The sequence below is a fragment of the Salinimicrobium sediminis genome (assembly GCF_900215295.1).
GTDB classification, from domain to species: Bacteria; Bacteroidota; Bacteroidia; order Flavobacteriales; family Flavobacteriaceae; genus Salinimicrobium; species Salinimicrobium sediminis.
On record NZ_OCMF01000003.1, the window covers coordinates 19,485 to 39,000 of the forward strand.

General features: G+C 42.0%; 18 protein-coding genes and 2 tRNA genes. 12 read left to right on the plus strand and 8 right to left on the minus strand.

Annotation, left to right across the window (positions count from 1 at the left end; genetic code table 11):
* Positions 1-30: 30 nt before the first annotated feature.
* Together CRO16_RS11110 and CRO16_RS11115 are read left to right on the plus strand one after the other, a co-directional pair.
* A tRNA-Val gene (locus tag CRO16_RS11110) sits at positions 31-105 on the plus strand.
* A gap of 49 nt (positions 106-154) precedes the next feature.
* Positions 155-229 (plus strand) — tRNA-Val (locus CRO16_RS11115).
* Positions 230-537: 308 nt separating this feature from the next.
* Here the strand turns inward: CRO16_RS11115 and CRO16_RS11125 are convergent.
* Both CRO16_RS11125 and gldJ read right to left on the minus strand, forming a co-directional pair.
* Complete coding sequence (locus CRO16_RS11125; RefSeq protein WP_097056481.1) at positions 538-1,818, minus strand: UDP-N-acetylmuramoyl-tripeptide--D-alanyl-D-alanine ligase; 1,281 nt, start codon at positions 1,816-1,818, stop codon at positions 538-540.
* A gap of 61 nt (positions 1,819-1,879) precedes the next feature.
* A complete protein-coding gene (gene gldJ, locus CRO16_RS11130) occupies positions 1,880-3,541 on the minus strand; it encodes a gliding motility lipoprotein GldJ (RefSeq protein ID WP_097056482.1) in 1,662 nt (553 codons plus the stop codon).
* Between the two features lie 435 nt (positions 3,542-3,976).
* Between gldJ and porV the strand changes: the two genes are divergently transcribed.
* From porV to CRO16_RS11175, 9 genes are all read left to right on the plus strand, one after another.
* Positions 3,977-5,134: a type IX secretion system outer membrane channel protein PorV gene (gene porV / locus CRO16_RS11135; RefSeq protein WP_097056483.1), complete on the plus strand. Its 1,158-nt coding sequence runs from the start codon at positions 3,977-3,979 to the stop codon at positions 5,132-5,134.
* A gap of 110 nt (positions 5,135-5,244) precedes the next feature.
* Complete coding sequence (cdd, locus tag CRO16_RS11140) at positions 5,245-5,727, plus strand: cytidine deaminase (protein WP_097056484.1); 483 nt, start codon at positions 5,245-5,247, stop codon at positions 5,725-5,727.
* A 108-nt stretch (positions 5,728-5,835) separates the two neighbouring features.
* Positions 5,836-6,834: a pyruvate dehydrogenase (acetyl-transferring) E1 component subunit alpha gene (pdhA, locus tag CRO16_RS11145; RefSeq protein WP_097056485.1), complete on the plus strand. Its 999-nt coding sequence runs from the start codon at positions 5,836-5,838 to the stop codon at positions 6,832-6,834.
* Positions 6,835-6,839: 5 nt separating this feature from the next.
* Positions 6,840-8,516: a pyruvate dehydrogenase complex dihydrolipoamide acetyltransferase gene (locus tag CRO16_RS11150; protein ID WP_097056486.1), complete on the plus strand. Its 1,677-nt coding sequence runs from the start codon at positions 6,840-6,842 to the stop codon at positions 8,514-8,516.
* A 62-nt stretch (positions 8,517-8,578) separates the two neighbouring features.
* Positions 8,579-9,568: a M20/M25/M40 family metallo-hydrolase gene (locus CRO16_RS11155; RefSeq protein WP_097056487.1), complete on the plus strand. Its 990-nt coding sequence runs from the start codon at positions 8,579-8,581 to the stop codon at positions 9,566-9,568.
* Positions 9,569-10,249 carry an SDR family NAD(P)-dependent oxidoreductase gene (locus tag CRO16_RS11160; protein WP_097056488.1) on the plus strand — a complete coding sequence of 227 codons (681 nt, stop codon included), beginning with the start codon at positions 9,569-9,571 and terminating at the stop codon, positions 10,247-10,249.
* A 3-nt stretch (positions 10,250-10,252) separates the two neighbouring features.
* Entirely contained in the window at positions 10,253-10,858 is a 606-nt protein-coding gene (locus CRO16_RS11165; RefSeq protein WP_097056489.1) for a SprT-like domain-containing protein, read from the plus strand.
* Position 10,859: 1 nt separating this feature from the next.
* Positions 10,860-11,942, plus strand: a complete 1,083-nt coding sequence (locus CRO16_RS11170) for a mannose-1-phosphate guanylyltransferase (RefSeq protein ID WP_097056490.1) — start codon at positions 10,860-10,862, stop codon at positions 11,940-11,942.
* A gap of 3 nt (positions 11,943-11,945) precedes the next feature.
* Entirely contained in the window at positions 11,946-13,370 is a 1,425-nt protein-coding gene (locus CRO16_RS11175) for a DUF389 domain-containing protein (RefSeq protein ID WP_097056491.1), read from the plus strand.
* A 3-nt stretch (positions 13,371-13,373) separates the two neighbouring features.
* On the opposite strand, the gene CRO16_RS11180 is transcribed toward CRO16_RS11175, so the two are convergent.
* Together CRO16_RS11180 and CRO16_RS11185 are read right to left on the minus strand one after the other, a co-directional pair.
* The gene (locus tag CRO16_RS11180; RefSeq protein ID WP_097056492.1) at positions 13,374-14,138 is read right to left on the minus strand and encodes an ABC transporter ATP-binding protein; all 765 of its coding nucleotides are present in this window, start codon (positions 14,136-14,138) and stop codon (positions 13,374-13,376) included.
* Positions 14,138-14,875, minus strand: coding sequence for an MlaE family ABC transporter permease (locus CRO16_RS11185; protein ID WP_097056493.1), 738 nt, complete (start codon positions 14,873-14,875; stop codon positions 14,138-14,140). The genes CRO16_RS11180 and CRO16_RS11185 overlap by 1 nt, the downstream gene beginning before the upstream one ends.
* Positions 14,876-14,987: 112 nt before the next feature.
* Here CRO16_RS11185 and pafA point away from each other — a divergent pair, with 112 nt between their 5' ends.
* On the plus strand, positions 14,988-16,652 hold the full coding sequence (gene pafA / locus CRO16_RS11190) for an alkaline phosphatase PafA (protein WP_097056494.1): 1,665 nt from the start codon (positions 14,988-14,990) through the stop codon (positions 16,650-16,652).
* 1 nt (position 16,653) lies between these two features.
* Here pafA and CRO16_RS11195 read toward each other — a convergent pair whose 3' ends face one another.
* The 4 genes from CRO16_RS11195 to CRO16_RS11210 form a co-directional block, all read right to left on the minus strand.
* On the minus strand, positions 16,654-17,502 hold the full coding sequence (locus CRO16_RS11195; RefSeq protein WP_097056495.1) for a glycosyltransferase: 849 nt from the start codon (positions 17,500-17,502) through the stop codon (positions 16,654-16,656).
* A 23-nt stretch (positions 17,503-17,525) separates the two neighbouring features.
* On the minus strand, positions 17,526-18,131 hold the full coding sequence (locus CRO16_RS11200) for a hypothetical protein (RefSeq protein ID WP_143544523.1): 606 nt from the start codon (positions 18,129-18,131) through the stop codon (positions 17,526-17,528).
* 156 nt (positions 18,132-18,287) lie between these two features.
* On the minus strand, positions 18,288-18,917 hold the full coding sequence (locus tag CRO16_RS11205; RefSeq protein ID WP_097056497.1) for a MarC family protein: 630 nt from the start codon (positions 18,915-18,917) through the stop codon (positions 18,288-18,290).
* Positions 18,918-18,993: 76 nt separating this feature from the next.
* The gene (locus CRO16_RS11210; RefSeq protein ID WP_097056498.1) at positions 18,994-19,515 is read right to left on the minus strand and encodes a methyltransferase; all 522 of its coding nucleotides are present in this window, start codon (positions 19,513-19,515) and stop codon (positions 18,994-18,996) included.
* Between the last annotated feature and the right edge of the window lies 1 nt (position 19,516).

The following is a 19,516-nucleotide window of genomic DNA, read 5'->3' on the forward strand; positions in this document are numbered from 1 at the left end:
TTTACGAATGCAGAGTTCTTTAAAATATTAGGGCAATTAGCTCAGTTGGTTCAGAGCACCTCGTTTACACCGAGGGGGTCGGGGGTTCGAATCCCTCATTGCCCACACAAATTAAGGCTTCCTCTTCTGGAGGCCTTTTTTGATTTAAACTAAAGGGTGATTAGCTCAGCTGGTTCAGAGCACTACCTCGACAAGGTAGGGGTCACTGGTTCGAACCCAGTATCACCCACAATCCGGAAATTCCAAATTCCAAAGAACAAATTCCAAAAATGTATAAACCTCACAGGTTTCTAAAACCTGTGAGGTTTTTTTATACACCAAAAAAGGGTCATTGGATCCCCCGATAGCTATCGGGGCAGTATCACCCGAAAATTGGAACTTCGAAATTTCAGTAAGACAAATTGAATTAGATTCAAGCCTCACAGGTTTTCAAAACCTGTTGGGCTTTTTTATTTTAAAACAGAAGTAAAATCTGTAACATGCCGAAAAAGGAATCTGAAAGGGCCCAAAGAATAACCTTAGACCTTAAACCTTGAACTATAAAAGTTCCAGTACCCGCTCCAGCGCCATTCCGCGGGATCCTTTAATTAAAATGGCACCTGCATTAAATTCGGAAGGTTGGATCCACTCCTTAAAACCTTCAAAAGTTTCGAATTTTTTGATTCTTTTGGAAGTTCCGGAGGTTCCATAAAAGTTCTTACCTATTACAAAAGCTTTATCGATCCTGCTCTGCTCAAGAATGCTGAGAATGGTTTCATGTTCAGCCTGTGCCATGGCACCCAGCTCAAACATGTCACCTAAAATGGCAATTTTAGGAGTTTCTTCCATTTGATCGAAGTTCTCTAAAGCTGCAGCCATACTTGAAGGGTTAGCATTATAGGCGTCTAGAATCAACTTTTTGTTGTCTTTCATGATCACCTGTGAACGGTTGTTCTGCGGGACATACGCTTCCAGGGCAGCCTTGATCTCCTTAGGATCGATCTCAAAATATTTTCCAACGGTATATGCGGCGGCCATGTTGGTCCCGTTGTATTTTCCTGTAAGGTTGCCGTAGATGATCTGGTCTTCCGCCTCAAGCCCGGCGAAGGAGTTTTTTTGAAGATAAGTTACTTTCACATCAGCTTCTGACGCTTCTCCAAAGCTGAAAACCTTTGAATAAGATGCTTCCTTTTTTTGAAGTGGATCATCCAGGTTCAGAAAAAGCAGTTTTTGATGTTGCTTCAGGTGATCATATAATTCCTTCTTTCCTTTTATGACACCCTCCACGCTCCCAAAGCCTTCAAGATGGGCTTTTCCGAAGTTTGTGATGTAACCAAAGTCCGGCAGGGCGATATCGCAGAGGAATTCGATCTCCTTTTGGTGATTAGCGCCCATTTCAACGATCCCAATTTCGGTTTGGCTATCCATGGACAAAAGTGTTAGTGGAACTCCTATATGGTTATTCAAATTGCCCACTGTGGCCGCAGTTGTATATTTTTTTGAAAGCACAGCTTTGATCAACTCTTTGGTGGTGGTTTTACCATTGCTGCCGGTCAATGCGAGTATAGGAATATCCAAATGTTTTCTGTGGAAAGTGGCCAGCTCCTGAAGTGTTTTTAACGAATCCTCTACCCGAATTAAGCGATCATCCTCCTGAGGTAGATCCTGATCTATTACTGCGTAGGATGCTCCTTTTTTAAGAGCTTCCGCAGCAAAATCATTAGCATTGAAATTTTCACCCTTTAAAGCGAAAAATATGCTGTTGTTATCGATCTTCCTGGTGTCTGTGCTTACCCCGGAACTTTCCAGGAATAGTTGATGAAGCTTTTCTATTTTCATAAAATAAAGCTATAAAAAAAGCCCTAATTAGATTAGGGCTTTCACTTAATATTGTAGAAAATTAGTTCTTGGCTGTTTTGTTATCCTTTAATGATTTGGAACCTACTCTTGACATTGCATTTCTAAATCCAATATAGTCTGTCGCCATATCCTGCGGGAAAAATCTTCTTTGTGCAGGATCCAACCAGTAAGCTCTGTCTCTCCAGGAACCTCCTTTGTAAACTCTAACATTATCGTCGATCAAAGTAGTTCTTCCGGTAGACCGGTCGTATTGAAGGCTCTGACCTCCAAGGCTGTCTACTGTAGCAGTGTGCACAGGAGAATTGTACATTCTTTGGTTAGGATCCTGTTCGGTCTCCTCTCCAAAGGTGTCATAATAACGGGTAGATTTTCTATCCCCATCTCTAAAGTTCCTGTTATCGCTTTCGTTGAAGTTAGATCTCAGATAAGTGTCATCAGGAGTGATAGGAACTGTTCTTATTTCCCCTGGCAGGTTTCTCGCTACGATTCTACCGTTGCTTAAGGTGTCATATTCTATCTCGTCAACTCCAAGTACTTCTACCGTTCCATCTTCTCCAATAGCGTGCTTGGTATAAACGTTTCCGCGGTAGTAGTTAAAGTCGTTGAATTCATCATCAACAATAGGGCGGTAAACATCGGCAACCCATTCGGCTACGTTACCGGCCATATCGTAAAGTCCAAAATCGTTTGGCTCGTAAGATTTAACTTCGGCAGTAATATCGGCGCCGTCGTCACTCCATCCTGCGATTCCGCCGTAATCCCCATCTCCCTGCTTGAAGTTCGCCATTTGATCTCCACGGCTTTTGGCATCACCGCTACGGGTGTACTGGCTATCCCATGGATATTTCTTTCTACCTCTGTATACGTTATAGCTTCTTATTCCCACAAGAGCAAGGGCAGCATATTCCCATTCGGCTTCGGTAGGAAGACGATATTCGGGAAGAAGAACTCCATGCTTGCGTTGTACATATAAATTGGTACTGTCTTCGGTCATGAAACGATCGGCTTTATTTCCGCCGCGTACAAGACTATCATTACCACCATAGGTTTTTGTAGGAGCGTTAAGATAAGCTTCTGTACTAAAGGTTTCTCCCGGTTCGGCAGCAAAGCGCGCACCTTTGGCAGTAAATCCTTCCTTCTCCAGTCTTAATTCATTCACCCTGTCTGTTCTCCATTTGCTGAATTCCACAGCCTGGATCCAACTCACACCCACAACCGGATAATTTGCATAAGCCGGGTGTCGCAGGTAATTGTTGGTCATGGTCTCATTATAACCTAACCTGTTTCTCCAAACCAAAGTGTCTGGAAGAGCTCCATGATAGATATTGCGGTAGCGTTCCTCGCTTGGAGGATAAACTCTTTTTAAATAATCCAGATACTCGAGGTACATAAGGTTAGTCACCTCTGTCTCGTCCATGTAAAAAGATTGTACGTGTTGTTGGGTGGGGGAGTTATTCCAGTCATGCATCACATCATCCTGCACGCGTCCCATGGTAAAAGTACCGCCTTCCACAAAAACCAGTCCGGGGCCTGCTTCCTGCTCATCATAGTCGGCATTGTAGGTGAAACCGCCTTCTTTGGAATTTATATCCCAACCGGTGGCGCGGGAATTATCCTTGTAATCCCTCGAGTTGTTACAGCTAAATAAACCGGCGCTTAAAGCGACGGCAAAAAGAGCCTTTACAGCAACCTTATTTCTCATATTCACAATATCTTTTGTAGCGATTTTGGCTTTGCAATATAGTAATTAACGTAAAACTATCAAGATTATTTCAATAGAAACGGGATCTTGTAGTACGCTGAAAATCTTTAGGATAACGCCGGTATAAAACTTTTATTATAACGGCCTAAAGAACTTTCTTATCTTTTTCCTATCTTTTATTTCGCAAAAGTAACGGTTTTTTATTACTTTAAAATTCCTTTTCAGGTTTTGGTTTTTCTTACAATATCATGTAATTAAAAGCCTGAACTTCAAAACCTCCCCCCTTTGATCATTACCGAAATGTAAGAAATATATGGAATCTGTATAAGCTTCTGTTAATTTAAACGTTATGTAAGAATAAAAAACAGAAATTCGGGCTTCTGAACAATTTTTAAAGCAATTCGGGTATATTTGTTTAATTAACCAGCCAATCTAATGAAAAAACTATCACTCTTAACATTAACAGCGGTACTGTTATTTAGCGGGAAGTCATTTGCTCAGGAAGAGCAGGATCGCGTAATAACAACTGCTGTTCCATTTTTAATGATAGCTGCAGATGCCCGCGCGGCAGGAATGGGAGATCAGGGCGTCGCGACACCCGCAGATGCTTTTTCCCAGCAATGGAATCCTGCCAAATATGTTTTTATCGAAAGTCAGCAGGGTTTTGGAGTGACCTATACTCCCTATTTAAGTGAACTGGTTAATGATATTTTTCTGGGGAATATTACCTATTATAATAGGATAAGTGAAAGAAGTGCTTTTGGGGCCAGTTTCAAATATTTTAGTATGGGAAATATTGAGGCCAGGGAAAATCCCGAAGAACTGCCCTTGATCCTAAGTCCGAATGAATTTACTTTAGATCTTTCCTATTCCCTTAGGTTGAGCGAGAGATTCTCCATGGCAGTTGCCGGAAGATTTTTAAGGTCTGATCTTAAATTGGCACCGGTTGATCCCGATGCTACTGCTGCGAGTACTTTTGGAGTAGACGTTACTGCATATTACCAAAGCGACAGGATTGACTTCACCACCTTTGACGGTCGCTGGAGAGCCGGTGCAGCTATTTCTAACATTGGGCCAAAAATTAAATATGATGAAGGAGGGCAGGAGAATTTTATTCCTACCAACCTGAAACTAGGTGGAGGTTTCGATTTCATTCTTGACAATTCAAACCGTATTGGAACTTATCTTGAATTCAACAAGCTGCTGGTTCCTACTCCACAGGATTTTGATCTTGATGGTGATATAGATGCAGAAGATAACCTGGAATATAATTCCATAGGGGCAATAGAAGGAATGTTCAAATCTTTTGGTGATGCTCCCGATGGTTTTGCTGAAGAAGTAAAAGAGATCACTTACGCTCTGGGGGCAGAATATGTTTTCCAGGATATTTTTTCCCTTCGAACAGGATATTTCCACGAAAGTCCCGAAAAAGGGTCAAGAGAATTCATCTCCTTTGGAGCCGGATTTAAATATACTGTTGTAAATATCGATATCTCCTATCTTTTCTCAACTTCCGATGTTGTGAGTCCACTGGAGGGCACCCTGCGTTTTGGGCTAACCTTTAATTTTGGTAATACTTATGATGAGTATTAACAGAGGCTGAGAATATTCCTATATAATTACATAAATTTGCACCTAAAGTGCAGAATACTAACTCCCGGGCTTTTTAGTTGCGGGAGCTTTTATCTTCAGAAATAACGTAAATGAAAAAAATAACTATTAGTGCAGATCTTGAGGTCTATGATGCGGAAGCCGAATTGCCGCAGGAAGTACAGGATCTAATGAATAAGGCCATTGAAGCAAGGGAGAAATCCTATTCGCCATATTCAAAATTCAGGGTAGGTGCAGCCTTGCTGTTGGAAAATGGTGAAGTTATCACCGGAAGTAACCAGGAAAATGCCTCATATCCTGCCGGACTTTGTGCAGAAAGAACAGCAATTTTTTATGCCGGGGCAAAGTATCCCGGGGTGAAGATCGATAAATTGGTTATCACTGCCCGGTCAGAAAATCATAAAGTGGAAATTCCAACGCCACCCTGCGGCTCCTGCAGGCAGGCCATTGCCGAATATGAGGTGAGGCAGAAGGAGCCTATTGAGATCTATTTTATGGGTGAAAAAGGTAAGGTTGTAAAGGCTAATTCTATTTCAGATCTTTTGCCGCTAATCTTCGACAATTCTTACCTATAACGATTTCGCGGTTTTTAAAAGAGAAACTGTTTTTAGTTCCTTTTGAAAATAGTATTTTTGTTGTTCTCTTGGCGCAAGCGATGCTTAGCCTTAAAAATTTGTTGTTAAATGAAGAAAATCACGAAAGCCACTTACCTTAAGTGGTATGAGGACATGCTGTTTTGGCGCAAGTTTGAAGATAAACTGGCGCAGGTTTATATTCAGCAAAAAGTTAGAGGTTTTTTACACTTGTATAACGGGCAGGAAGCTATTCTTGCCGGGGCTTTGCATGTTATGGATCTCTCTAAAGATAAAATGATTACCGCATACCGAAATCACGTGCAACCAATTGGAATGGGCGTGGATCCAAGAAAAGTAATGGCAGAGCTTTACGGGAAAAAAACAGGGACTTCCATGGGAATGGGTGGTTCTATGCATATTTTCTCTAAAGAACACCGTTTCTATGGTGGGCATGGGATCGTAGGAGGTCAAATTCCTTTGGGAGCAGGCCTTGCCTTTGCCGATAAATATTTTAAAAGAGATGCAGTGACCCTTACCTTTTTAGGTGACGGGGCTGCAAGGCAGGGATCTCTTCACGAGACCTTTACCATGGCTGTAAAATGGAATTTACCCGTGGTCTTCTGTGTGGAGAACAATGGGTATGCCATGGGAACTTCTGTGGCCCGTACTTCAAAGAGTCTGGACATCTGGAAGCTTGGTCTTGGATATGATATGCCATGTGGACCGGTAGATGCCATGGATCCCGAAAAAGTTGCCGAAGCTCTTGACGAAGCTATCGTTCGCGCCCGTAAGGGAGAAGGTCCTACTTTCCTTGAATTGAAAACATACCGTTATCGCGGCCACTCAATGAGTGATGCGCAACAGTACCGTACTAAGGAAGAGGTGGCCGAATACCAAAAGATCGATCCAATTACCACGGTAAAGGATATTATCAAAAAGAACAAATACGCTACAGATAAGGAGATCAAGGAAATCGACAAACGGGTAAAAGACCTGGTTGCAGAATGTGAGAAATTTGCTGAAGAATCAGATTTCCCGGAAATCCAGACTATGTATGATGTTGTGTATGAGCAAAAGGATTATCCGTTTTTACCCCATAAATTATAGATATTATGGCCGAAGTAATTAAAATGCCACGTTTAAGCGACACCATGGAAGAAGGTGTTGTTGCGAAGTGGATCAAACAAAAAGGTGATAAAGTTGAAGAAGGAGATATCCTGGCGGAGATCGAAACAGACAAGGCTACCATGGAATTCGAATCCTTCTACAGCGGTACCTTGCTGCATATAGGAATCGAAGAAGGAGAGGCTGCACCTGTAGATACGCTTTTGGCTATCATAGGAGAAGAAGGGGAAGATATTTCCTCGCTTTTGGATGGACAATCCGGAGGTGCTTCTGCTGAAAAAGCTTCTTCGGAAAAAGCTTCTTCTGAAAAACCGGAATCATCTGAGAAATCTGAACCTGTTGAGGAATCATCTTCGGAAGAAGGATCTTCTGAAGGCGGTGAAATTCCTGAAGGTGTAGAAGTGATCAAAATGCCTCGTCTTAGCGATACCATGGAAGAAGGAACTGTTGCTTCCTGGATTAAGAAAGAAGGAGATAAAGTTGAAGAAGGAGACATTCTTGCCGAGATCGAGACCGATAAGGCAACTATGGAATTTGAATCCTTCTACAGCGGTACATTGCTGCATATAGGTATTCAGGAAGGAGAAACTGCTCCTGTTGATGCCGTATTGGCTATAATTGGCCCTGAAGGAACCGATGTTTCTTCAGTTGTAAAAGGTGGTGGTAAAGCTAAACCTGCTCCTAAAAAGACAGAAGAAAAGAAGAAAGAAAAAGCAGAAGAACCTGAAACTTCACAAGCTTCAGGAAGTGCAACAACCCCAGATGGAGGAAGGATCTTTGCTTCCCCGCTTGCCAAAAAAATGGCCGAAGACAAGGGAATCAATCTTGCCGATGTAAAAGGTTCCGGAGAGAATAACCGAATTGTCAAAAAAGACATAGAGAACTTCAAACCTTCAGAAAAAACGGCCCAGGCTCAACCGGCTGCTGCTCCATCACAGGAACAAAAGGCTCCGGCGGCACAAACTTATGTACCGGCAGGGGAAGAAAGCTTTGAAGAGATCAAGAATTCCCAGATGCGTAAAACCATCGCCAAGCGACTTGGAGAATCTAAATTTACTGCACCTCATTACTACCTAACCATAGAGGTTGACATGGCGAACGCCATGGCCAACCGTAAGCAGATCAATGAGCTGCCAGATGTGAAGGTTTCTTTCAATGATATTGTCATAAAAGCTACAGCCATGGCCCTAAGAAAGCACCCAAGGGTGAATTCTCAATGGACAGGTGATACTACTAAAATTGCGAAACACATTCACATGGGGGTCGCAGTTGCAGTAGAAGACGGGCTTGTGGTTCCTGTTCTGAAATATGCCGACCAAATGTCCATGACCCAGATTGGTGGGCAGGTGAAAGAGCTGGCAGGTAAAGCACGTAATAAAAAGCTGCAGCCTCAGGAAATGGAGGGCAGTACATTTACTGTTTCTAACCTTGGAATGTTTGGAATTACCGAATTCACCAGTATCATCAATCAGCCTAACTCTGCGATCCTTTCAGTAGGTGCTATTGTTGAGAAGCCGGTGGTGAGAAACGGTCAAATCGTTGTTGGTAATACCATGAAGTTAACTTTGGCTTGTGACCACAGGACAGTTGACGGAGCTACTGGAGCTCAATTCCTTGAAACTTTGAAAATGTATCTTGAGAATCCGGTGACTATGCTGGCTTAAGATAAATATATCCACATTCTTAAAAATCCCGCTTTTCGCGGGATTTTTTTATCTTTAGCCACATGAGAAAAAATTTGTTTTCGGGGCTTGCCGCCTTTAGTTTTCTGCTTCTGCTTAGCTGCGGAAATTCAAAAGACATTTCAGAAGAGATCATTGCAACACCTGTTGATAAGGAGGGGATCAAAAATGCCATTTTAGAGGAGGAAGTTGCCGCCGCTTTGCGTTACCTGTCTTCAGATGAACTTGAAGGTAGGGAAACGGGAACAGAGGGTATAGAAAAAGCCGCGCAATATATTGAGGGCGTTTTTGAAGAACATGATCTACAACCCTTTTTTGATACCTACAGGCACAATTTTACTATTCAGGAGACTCAGGGATTTAACCTTGTAGGAATGGTCGAGGGAACAGATCCCCAACTAAAGGATGAATTTATCATTATTGGAGCCCATTATGATCATGTTGGTCTGGAAGAAGCGGTTGAAGGAGACGAGATCGCAAATGGCGCCAATGATAACGCTTCCGGAACTACTGCCGTGCTGGAGCTGGCAAAATATTTTGCGGCACGACCTCCAAAAAGGAGTATTTTATTTACTCTTTTTTCCGCAGAAGAAATGGGCCTGGTAGGAGCTAAGGAGCTCGCGAAAAGTTTGAAAGCCGAAGGTATCGACCTTTATTCCATGTTCAATATAGAAATGATAGGAGTTCCCATGAAAGGTCGAGCTTATAAAGCCTATCTCACTGGCTACGATGCTTCTAATTTGGCAGAAAAGTTCAATGAATACGCAGGTGAAAATGTTCTTGGATTCCTGCCCGAAGCCAAACAATACAGCCTCTTCCAAAGAAGTGATAATTATCCGTTTTACCAGGATTTCAATATTCCGGCACAGACGATCTCTACTTTTGACTTCACTAATTACCCATATTACCACCATGTAGATGATGAATTTGAGCTAATGGATACTGCTCACATGGAAGAATTGGTTGAAGCCATTATTCCGGGGCTTATCAAAATGGCTAATACTCCTGAAAAGGAGATAAAGCTGAAACAATAGATGAAAAAAATTATAGTCACAGGGACAAGCCGTGGAATAGGTTTCGAGCTGGTAAAGATCTTTGCCGAAGCAGGTCATGAGGTGCTTGCACTGTCAAGAAACGTGGAGCCGGTGAATGCACTGGGATTAAAGAATGTTCATGCCTTTCCATTTGATATTACTGCAGAAGAAGACCTGGATAAAGTTTCTACTTTTGTAGAGAAGCAATGGCAGCAGGTTGACATTCTTATTCATAATGCAGGAGCGATCGTGAACAAAGGTTTTGAAAAGATTACTGCTGAAGAATTTGAGAAGGTATATAACATCAATGTTTTTGGAGTAGCGGCATTGACAAGAAAAACGCTACCGTTCCTTAAAAAAACAGGCCATGTAGTGACAATAAGCAGTATGGGCGGAGTACAGGGCAGTGTGAAATTCCCCGGACTTTCGGCTTATTCCTCCAGCAAAGGTGCGGTGATCACCCTTACCGAACTCCTGGCAGAAGAATATAAAGAAACCGGACCATCCTTTAATGTATTGGCCTTAGGTGCAGTGCAGACTGAAATGCTGGCTGAAGCTTTTCCCGGTTATAAAGCTCCTTTGCAACCACGGGAAATGGCAGAATATATTGCAGATTTTTCCCTTACCGGGAATAAATTCTATAACGGCAAATTGCTGCAGGTTTCCAGCAGCACCCCCTAAAATATGAAGCATATTCTTGAGAAATATATCCCTACCCACGCTGTTGAGCCTGTTTTTGGCTTGATCGAAGCAAACCACATCCATCTCAAGATCGTGAATGAGCGTAAGACCCGCCACGGCGACTATCGCAGAAAACCTGACGGTTCCCACCAGATCACGGTAAATGCAAATCTGAATAAATACAGGTTCTTGATCACTTTGATCCATGAGATAGCTCACCTGCTGGCTTTTGAAAGTTTTGGCAGACATATTAAACCCCATGGCCTTGAATGGAAGAAAACTTTTCAAAGGCTCATGCTGCCATTTATTAGACCTGAAATTTTTCCGGTGCAGCTGCTTCCGTTAATCGCGAGGCATTTTAAGAATCCGAAAGCGAGCAGTGATACAGATGCACATCTTTCTGTAGCTCTAAAACAATTTGATGAAGAGAATGACAAGAATTACATTTTTGAAGTCCCGCATGGAAGTATCTTCAGAATTTATAATGGCAGGATTTTTAGAAAAGGGGAGCAGCGTATAAAGCGCTTTGAGTGTGTAGAGGTTAAGACAGGGAGAGTTTATCTTTTTCAACCAAATGCAGAAGTTGAATTATTAAAAGCAGCCAATTGATATGAGGGAGAATAACTTTGCAGTTTTGATGGCAGGTGGAGTGGGATCAAGGTTTTGGCCTGTAAGTACCGCTGCAAGACCAAAACAATTCAGAGATCTTTTAGGTAAGGGTGAAACTTTAATACAAACCACTTTTAAAAGGCTTACCAGCCTGGTTCCGGCAGAAAATATCTACATCCTTACCAATGAACGTTACGATAGCCTGGTAAGAGAGCAATTGCCGGAAATACAGGAAGAGCAGATTGTCCTGGAGCCGGTGATGAGAAATACGGCCCCTGCGGTATTGCTGGCAGCCCTCAAGATCAGGAAAAAGAACAAAGATGCCGTCATGGTTATGGCTCCCAGCGATCACTGGATAGAAGATGAGAAAGCTTTTTCCAGAGATATTGCTGCAGCCTTTGATGCGGCAAGAGGAGAAGATAAGATCATCACTCTTGGTATCAAGCCCACCTTTCCAAATACAGGATACGGGTATATAAAATACGATCCTTCGGAATCCTTACCTGTGAAACCGGTGGAAACTTTTACCGAAAAACCAACTTACGCCGTAGCCAGGGAATTTTTGAATAGTGGAAATTACCTTTGGAATGCCGGGATCTTTGTGTGGAATGTCGATTATATTATCAGATCGTTTAAGACAAACCTTACAGAAATGTTTCAGCTTTTTTCTAAGGAAGAAGCGGTTTTGAATACTTCCGAAGAAAAAAAGTTCGTAAAAGATAATTATCCTGCAGCCGAAGATATCTCGATAGACTATGGAATCCTTGAAAAGGAGAAGGGAACTGTTTTTGTCATTCCGGCGAGTTTCGACTGGAATGATCTCGGCACCTGGGGTTCCTTATATAATGAAAGTCTTAAGGATGAACAGGAGAATGTGGTGCTCAATGTGAGATTACATGCCGAAAATTCTACCCGTAACATTATAACTTCAGACAAAAATAAGCTTATGGTCATCGAGGATCTCAAGGATTATATAATAGTCGACGAAAATGACATTTTGCTTATTGTTCCTAAAGAAAAGGAGCAGGAGATAAAATCTATAAGAGAAAAAGTGCAGAAAAAATTTGGGCACAATCTGGGATAGCGAATGGAAAAGAATTCAGGAGAAAGTAGCGTATTGAAAAATGGCTCTGCAGCGACAGGTAAATCCATTCTTGAAGATATTAAGGAGTTCCTGCGGGAGTTACTGGATATTCATGATGACACAGACAGGGAAACGACAATGGAGACCGTTAAGCGGGATATTTCCTTTAAGGGTCATAATGCGTGGGTCCTGGTGTTTTCTATTTTTGTGGCTTCTATCGGGCTTAATGTAAGCAGCCCGGCGGTAGTAATTGGTGCCATGCTTATCTCTCCTCTAATGGGGCCCATTGTTGGAGTGGGATTCTCTGTTGCCATTAATGATATCGATACCCTCAGGAAATCCCTTGTAAACCTGGGGGTAATGATCGTTCTGAGTGTGTTGACCGCTTTTCTTTATTTTACCATTTCTCCTATTAAACAGGAAACACCCGAGTTGGTTGCCCGTACCTTTCCTACTCTTCTCGATGTGCTTATTGCCATTTTTGGAGGTACAGCATTGATCATTGCAAAGACCAAAAAAGGAGCGATCGCAAGTGTGATCATGGGAGTTGCAATTGCCACTGCCCTTATGCCTCCCTTATGTACGGTGGGTTATGGACTTGCAACAAAAAACTGGCAATATGCAGGAGGTGCCTTTTACCTATTCTCAATTAATTCGGTTTATATAGCCTTATCTACTTTTGTTGTTGCCAAGCTGCTGCGTTTTCCTTTAGTCAAATATGCTAACAGTAAACGCCGTAAAAATACCGCCAGGCTTGCATCTTTAATTGCCTTACTTGTAATGATCCCGAGCATTGTGCTTTTTGTTCAGCTTTTAAGAGAGCAGGTTTTTTTAAGTAAGTCAGCCGAGTTTGTCCTGGAAGAGATCAATTACCCGGGGGCTGAAGTTGTAAAATACAGTCAGGATTATAAGACAAGGGTGTTGGATATTTATTTGATTGGAAGACCGGTGCCACAGGATCAGATAGCAGAGTGGAGGGAACAACTTAAGGAAAAGACCGAACTAAAGAATGTAGTGTTGAAAATCCATCAGGGTTCTGACCAGAGTTCTGAAATGGCTGCAGAATTATCTACCCAGGTGAGAGCCGGAATCCTGGAAGACCTTTACGTCCGTAATCAACAGGTTGTCGAAGATAAGGATGCACGTATAAGGTTATTGGAGGAGGAGCTGGTAAAGTACCGAAGCTCCGGAATTCCCTTTGCTACCATTAGTAAGGAGGCAAAGATCAATTATTCAAACATTGAGGAGATGAGCTACGCCAATAATCTTGTAACCAACTTCTCGAAGATCGATACCATTCCCACTTTCAATGTGCGTTGGAATTCAAACCTGAGCAGAAATACCCGGAATGCCGAAATGAAAAAACTGGCGCAATGGCTTCAGGTAAGGCTGGCGTTGGATACGCTGAGAGTAAATTCAGTAAATTAATTATTATAATCCCTGTCTCTGGGCTTCTTTGACTTTCTTAAATAGGTCCGAGGAATAAACAAAATCTGTCACTGTCTGGTCGTCAGTTTTAAAGATCTGGCTTTTATCTCCTGTCCAGGCCAATACCCCATCCTTTAAAAAGGCAATTTTTTCACCAATTTCCAGTAGAGAGTTCATATCGTGCGTGATCACCACTGTGGTAATATCATATTCCACAGTGAGTTCATGGATAAGATTGTCAATTACCGTTGCGGTATGAGGGTCCAATCCTGAATTCGGCTCATCACAAAATAAGTATTTCGGCCGGTTCACGATTGCCCGGGCAATAGCCACCCTTTTTTGCATTCCCCCGGAAATTTCTGCCGGATATTTTTTTCCGGAGTCATTCAGATTAACTCTTTCCAGAACCTCATCAACTCTTTCTTTTAGTTCCCGCTTCCGCTTTTTAGTGAACATTCTAAGAGGGAACATCACATTCTCTTCCACAGTCATGGAATCGAACAGTGCGCCACCCTGAAACAGCATACCTATTTCCTGCCTCAGTTCTCTTTTTTGTTCATCTGTAAAAGTAGAATAAGCTTTGCCGTCATATTCAATGGTACCTTTTTCCGGAGTGAAAAGCCCAAGCATACATTTCATGAGCACACTCTTTCCCGAACCGGATTGTCCGATCACAAGGTTGGTTTTTCCTGTATCAAATACGAAGTCGATCCCCTTGAGGATGTGCTCCTCTCCAAAACTTTTATGTAATCCTTTAACTTCGATCATTAGCTTAGTAATAACTGGGTTACAATATAGTTTGTAATGATGATCACTACACTGGTCCACACGAAAGAGGTGGTACTTGCTTTTCCAACTTCAAGAGATCCACCTTTCATATAATATCCATGGTAAGACGGGATGGTGGCAAGGATCATGGCAAAAAGGAAGGTCTTGAAAAAAGCATAGAATAAATGATAAGCATCGAAATCTTCCTGCAACCCCTGCACAAATATGTCTGGCGCTACAAAGCCCCCCATTACAGCAGCCGTATAAGCTCCCAGAATCCCGAGGAACATTGAAATCGCTATGACAAAGGGATAGGTGAGCATCGCGATGATTTTCGGAAAAACAAGATAATTAAGGGAATTTATTCCCATAACTTCAAGAGCATCTATTTGTTCGGTCACCCTCATGGACCCTATACTGGAGGTAATAAAAGATCCTACTTTTCCCGCCATGATGATGGAAATAAAAGTGGGGGAAAATTCCAGGATGATCGATTGTCTTGCCGCAAAGGCGATAAGGCTTTTTGGGATAAGAGGGTTATTGAGGTTAAGAGCTGTTTGCAGCGCTACAACTGCTCCAATGAAGAATGACAGAAAAGCTACGATCCCCAGGGAGCCGATGATCAACTCATCAATTTCCTTGAAAATGAGATTACTAAGAACAGACCTTTTAGTCATTCGGCCGAAGATGCCTTTCAACATTAAAAAATATTCTCCAATAGACTGCAGGTATTTCATTCTGAAGGTTTGTTGCGGCTAAAATACTAATTTTTTGTACGAATGTATTTAAGCTTAACTTAATCTTTAAACCCCCTTATCTTTGTATTTTTGCATTTTAAAATATCAGGAAATGAAATATTTTTTTCAAGTAATAAGTTTTTGTTTAGTACTCTCCTCTGTCTCTGCACAGGAAAATTCCCCTTCTAAATTTGATCCCGAAAAAGATCTTATGGCTACACCTAAGCTGGTAGTAGGCGTTGTTGTAGACCAAATGCGCTATGACTATATCACCCGTTTCTGGAACAGGTTTGGAAATGATGGATTTAAAAAATTGGTTTCTGAAGGTTTTAATCTTCGCAATAATCATTTCAATTACATCCCCACCTACACCGGTCCCGGTCATGCTTCCGTGTTTACCGGTTCTGCGCCACAAACCCACGGGATCATTGGGAATGACTGGTACAATAAATTTCAGAATGAAATGGTGTATTGCGTGGGCGATCCTTCGGTACAGTCAATAGGCACTAAGGATGATGCCGGGGAAATGTCGCCCCACCGCCTGCTTACCACCACTGTAGCCGACGAAAACAGGATACATACCCAATTACGTGGTAAAACCATTGGGGTGGCAATTAAGGATCGCGGTGCAGTTCTTCCAGCGGGTCATACAGCAAATGCGGCCTATTGGTTTCATGGACAGAATGAGGGAGTCTGGATAAGCAGCTCCTTTTACCTGGAAGACCTTCCGCAGTGGGTGAAAGAATTTAATGCCGAAGGTCATGCAGAAAAATATCTGAAACCCTGGACTACTCTTGAAGATGTGAATTTTTATGTTGAAAGCGGAACGGATATCAATAATTTTGAAGGAGGTTATTCCGGAAAGAAGGACACAGGATTTCCTTATGACCTTAAAAAATTAAGTAAGGAGAACGGAGGCTACGATATATTGAAATCTACGCCTTACGGAAACAGCCTTACTCTTGATTTTGCACTTGCGGCAGTTGATGGTGAACAGTTGGGGCAGGATGAATTTACCGATTTTCTTACCCTCAGTTTTTCTTCTCCCGATTATATTGGTCACAACTTTGGTGTAAATTCCAAAGAGATCCAGGATAATTATTTGAGATTGGATAGGGACCTGGCAAGATTACTTAAGGAACTGGACGCCAAAATTGGAGCAGGAAATTACACGCTTTTCCTTACTTCTGATCATGGAGGAGTACATGTGCCCGCATATCTGGAGTCCCTAAAAGTTCCTTCGGGATATTTTGAAACCTCTAATTTTAGAAAAGAATTGAATTCTTTTGTTTCCGAAAAATTTGGAGCTGAAGATCTTATTGAGAACATTTCCAACGGACAGATCTTCTTTAACTATGATGCAGTGGCCAAAAATGGCATTTTAAGGGAGGAACTTCAGGGGGAAATTGCTCACTACCTGCTGCAATATGATTTGATCAACCAGGTTTATACCAGGGAGCAGCTGGAAGGAACAGCTTTTAATGAAGGGATGGCATCTTTGATCGATCACGGTTTTCATCAAAAAAGAAGTGGGGATGTCACCTATCTTTTGAATCCATCGGTGATCTCCTATTCCGGCACGGGTTCGACACATGGCAGCGGCCAGAATTATGATACCCACGCCCCGCTTATTTTCTACGGAAGAGGAATAAAATCCGGAAGCAGTATGGAAAGAACTGAAATTGTAGATATAGCCCCAACAATATCAGCTTTACTGGGAATTCCTTTCCCAAACGGCTCTACAGGAAGACCATTAGAAATGGTATTGGAGAATTAACCTAGAACAGTTTAGATAACATCTTTCTATATCGGAGCCTTCTTATGAAGGCTCCTTCTTTTTCACCTACCAAAAATGGCATTTTTTGACGCTTCGCCTGGAAATATCCTTTTAAATAATCCATAAAGAACTCCGGCTTTCTCTTTTTTGAAGCCAGCTTGGCCGCAGCGATAAGCGTTATGGGCAAGCCATAGCGGAGTTTGTAAAATGCCTCCCCCTGTTTCAGTTTAGCGGCTTTGTTATAGGTTGCACCCGTAGGCCGCAGGTGTTTTACCATTATAGAACTGTCGGTTTTGATCTTCCATCCGTGGTACTGTGCCAGCAGCTCATCCACCGTATCCCAACCCATAGAAGGTTTAAGTCCGCCAATGTCTTTAAAACAGGCTTTGCGGTATGCTTTTAAGGCACCCCTTATATGATCCTTATCGGTTAGATTCTCAAGAATCCACTTTTCTTCCGAAAGCACATGGCAAAAACCACCACACATTCCGACTTCAGGATCGGCATTAAAATGAGATACAATGGTTTCGAGGTAATGATCGGGAAATATAAGATCTGCATCAAATTTGCAAATCACTTCATAATTATCATCAAGGGCCTCTAAACCTTTATGAAAAGCATTGATCACTTTGCTCCCGGGGAGGTGAGCTTCTGAAGAAGTGGCTTTTATAAGAGTGATCCAGGAATATTGTGCTGCAAATTTTTCTACAATCACGGCTGTTTCATCTTCACTTTGATCATCGACGACAATTAGTCTTTCCGGCTTCAGAGTCTGGTTGACAAGAGAGGTAAGGGTTTGACTAATATAATCAGCCTCGTTATGAGCGGGAATAACAATATAGATCTTCAATGCTTCAGAAACTTTCAGCTAAATTACAATTTTTGGGTATGTGTTTCCGTAGCAGTGCCTCTTAATAATTTGCTGAAAAAAGGTCGCAGGACCGGCTGCACTTTCTCTGAAGCAAGATTCCCAACAATAAGTATAATTCCTACAGAAGCTACTCCCGTCTTTAAATAACCTGCAAAAATAAGAAGGGAGGGAAGTGAAATTAGAATTACCCCAGTCCACAATTGAACAGCATTGTAGGTAAGATAGCTATTATGGGAAGGAAGATTTTTAATGGCATTGTCCGGGTTGAAGATATTGAACCATTTTTGGTAATCCCACAACAGCAGAAATATTATTCCCAGTAGCATGAGCAGTGCTATCAACGGGGTAAGGCTGCCAATTGTGGAGATGGTAAGGACAGTAATGTTAAAAATAATGGGTAGAAATAAAAAACTTCCGAGCGTGGCAAATCGCTGGGTAATGAGAAGAATAGCAGCAATTACCTGCATTAAACCAATCATGTTATAGTAAATGCCGGTAGTATAAAGAGCATCCAAAAAATCATAAAAGACGCCCACATTCTCAACGCGGGTAAATGGCTTATCAAGAACTTTGATCATCCCCGAAGGAAGAAACCCAAGACCGATCATATACCGGAGATTAACTAGCAACAAATTTAAAATCGGAATATTCCTGAATTGCGAAATATTTCTGTAAAGATTGTTCATGCGGTTGCGTTTATTATTAAAACGGCCCAGCGAAAAATCTGTTACAAAAAAAAATCTGGTGACTTTTAGTCTCTCAGCTTATAAGGAGAGTCCGAGTACTGCGGTGACAGAGGAAGCGATATATTCAATTCCAATAGCAATGACAATAAATCCAATAATCCTGGAGACTGCATTTATACCCGAGGCTCCAAGAGCTTTAGCAATATAATGCGCACAGCGTAAGATAAGGTAAGTGGATAGGCATACTGCGAAAATGGCAAGAACTGCGAGCGTCCTGTCCCATCCCAATTGATATTCCTCAAACATCCCGATAAGCATTGAAATAGATCCGGGTCCCGCCAACATTGGAATGGCAAGTGGGGTTAGTGAAACTGATTCCTTTTGAAATACGTCCTCCTTAACGCCTTTTTTCTCCATGCCTTTATGTTTGGTAAAGGAACCGGTGAGGAGAGCAAATCCGGAAGTCACAATTATAAGTCCGCCCGCGATCTTGAGAGAATAAATACTTATTCCAAAAAATTGCAGGATGTATTTCCCGGTGAAGAAAGAGATAAGAAGAATTATAAAGACGTTTAAGGCTGCCAGCATGGAGGTGGTAGCGCGTTCCTGGGGGGAGTCATTCTGAGTGAGACCAACAAAGACGGGTACAGTTCCCAGGGGATTCATGACTGAAAAAAGAGCGGCAAAAACATAAATAAACAGGTCCATTTTTTTGTTGTAAAAATGAACCGGTTTTGATTTTTTACGGTTAGGAAAATATTATGGTATTATTAAAAAAACGTAGCTATTTCTTTTCTGCATAAACGGCATAATAACGGGGAGTAAATTTCCTTAATAATGGTCTAAGGCCGGGTTTATTCACGGGATTCGTCCATTTATGTCGCTGTTTTATTTCCCAACCCGCCTTCTCCAGCAGCCAGTCAAATTGCCAGTCTTCAAACTCATGGAAATGCCTGTCCCAGGGATCTGTCTTGCTGCGATAGGCAGGAGAAAACCAAAGCCTTAAAGGCACGCTTGCCACAAGTTTATTGGCTTTAATGTCTCTTAAAACATTAAAAGGTGCCAGGAGATGTTCAAAAATCTCGAAAGCAGTTACAATTTCTGCAGAAGTATTTTGGACCGCAGAAGTGTCCAGGTCCAGGTCCTCGCCTTGGGTATTGGTAACCCTGTAACCCTGTTTCTCCATGATTTCTGAAAAAGGATTCTTTACTCCAAGATCGAGAATGTCTGCCGGCGCAGGTGTAACTTTGGTTAAGAACTGGAGGGTTTCTTTAAATCTTTTATTGGGAAAGCTGTTTTCGTACATT

Coding starts and splice junctions, on each gene's coding strand:
- CRO16_RS11125 (WP_097056481.1), bottom strand. CDS start 1,818: ATGAAAATAGAAAAGCTTCATCAACTATTCCTGGAAAGTTCCGGGGTA.
- gldJ (WP_097056482.1), bottom strand. CDS start 3,541: ATGAGAAATAAGGTTGCTGTAAAGGCTCTTTTTGCCGTCGCTTTAAGC.
- porV (WP_097056483.1), top strand. CDS start 3,977: ATGAAAAAACTATCACTCTTAACATTAACAGCGGTACTGTTATTTAGC.
- cdd (WP_097056484.1), top strand. CDS start 5,245: ATGAAAAAAATAACTATTAGTGCAGATCTTGAGGTCTATGATGCGGAA.
- pdhA (WP_097056485.1), top strand. CDS start 5,836: ATGAAGAAAATCACGAAAGCCACTTACCTTAAGTGGTATGAGGACATG.
- CRO16_RS11150 (WP_097056486.1), top strand. CDS start 6,840: ATGGCCGAAGTAATTAAAATGCCACGTTTAAGCGACACCATGGAAGAA.
- CRO16_RS11155 (WP_097056487.1), top strand. CDS start 8,579: ATGAGAAAAAATTTGTTTTCGGGGCTTGCCGCCTTTAGTTTTCTGCTT.
- CRO16_RS11160 (WP_097056488.1), top strand. CDS start 9,569: ATGAAAAAAATTATAGTCACAGGGACAAGCCGTGGAATAGGTTTCGAG.
- CRO16_RS11165 (WP_097056489.1), top strand. CDS start 10,253: ATGAAGCATATTCTTGAGAAATATATCCCTACCCACGCTGTTGAGCCT.
- CRO16_RS11170 (WP_097056490.1), top strand. CDS start 10,860: ATGAGGGAGAATAACTTTGCAGTTTTGATGGCAGGTGGAGTGGGATCA.
- CRO16_RS11175 (WP_097056491.1), top strand. CDS start 11,946: ATGGAAAAGAATTCAGGAGAAAGTAGCGTATTGAAAAATGGCTCTGCA.
- CRO16_RS11180 (WP_097056492.1), bottom strand. CDS start 14,138: ATGATCGAAGTTAAAGGATTACATAAAAGTTTTGGAGAGGAGCACATC.
- CRO16_RS11185 (WP_097056493.1), bottom strand. CDS start 14,875: ATGAAATACCTGCAGTCTATTGGAGAATATTTTTTAATGTTGAAAGGC.
- pafA (WP_097056494.1), top strand. CDS start 14,988: ATGAAATATTTTTTTCAAGTAATAAGTTTTTGTTTAGTACTCTCCTCT.
- CRO16_RS11200 (WP_143544523.1), bottom strand. CDS start 18,131: ATGATCGGTCTTGGGTTTCTTCCTTCGGGGATGATCAAAGTTCTTGAT.
- CRO16_RS11205 (WP_097056497.1), bottom strand. CDS start 18,917: ATGGACCTGTTTATTTATGTTTTTGCCGCTCTTTTTTCAGTCATGAAT.
- CRO16_RS11210 (WP_097056498.1), bottom strand. CDS start 19,515: ATGTACGAAAACAGCTTTCCCAATAAAAGATTTAAAGAAACCCTCCAG.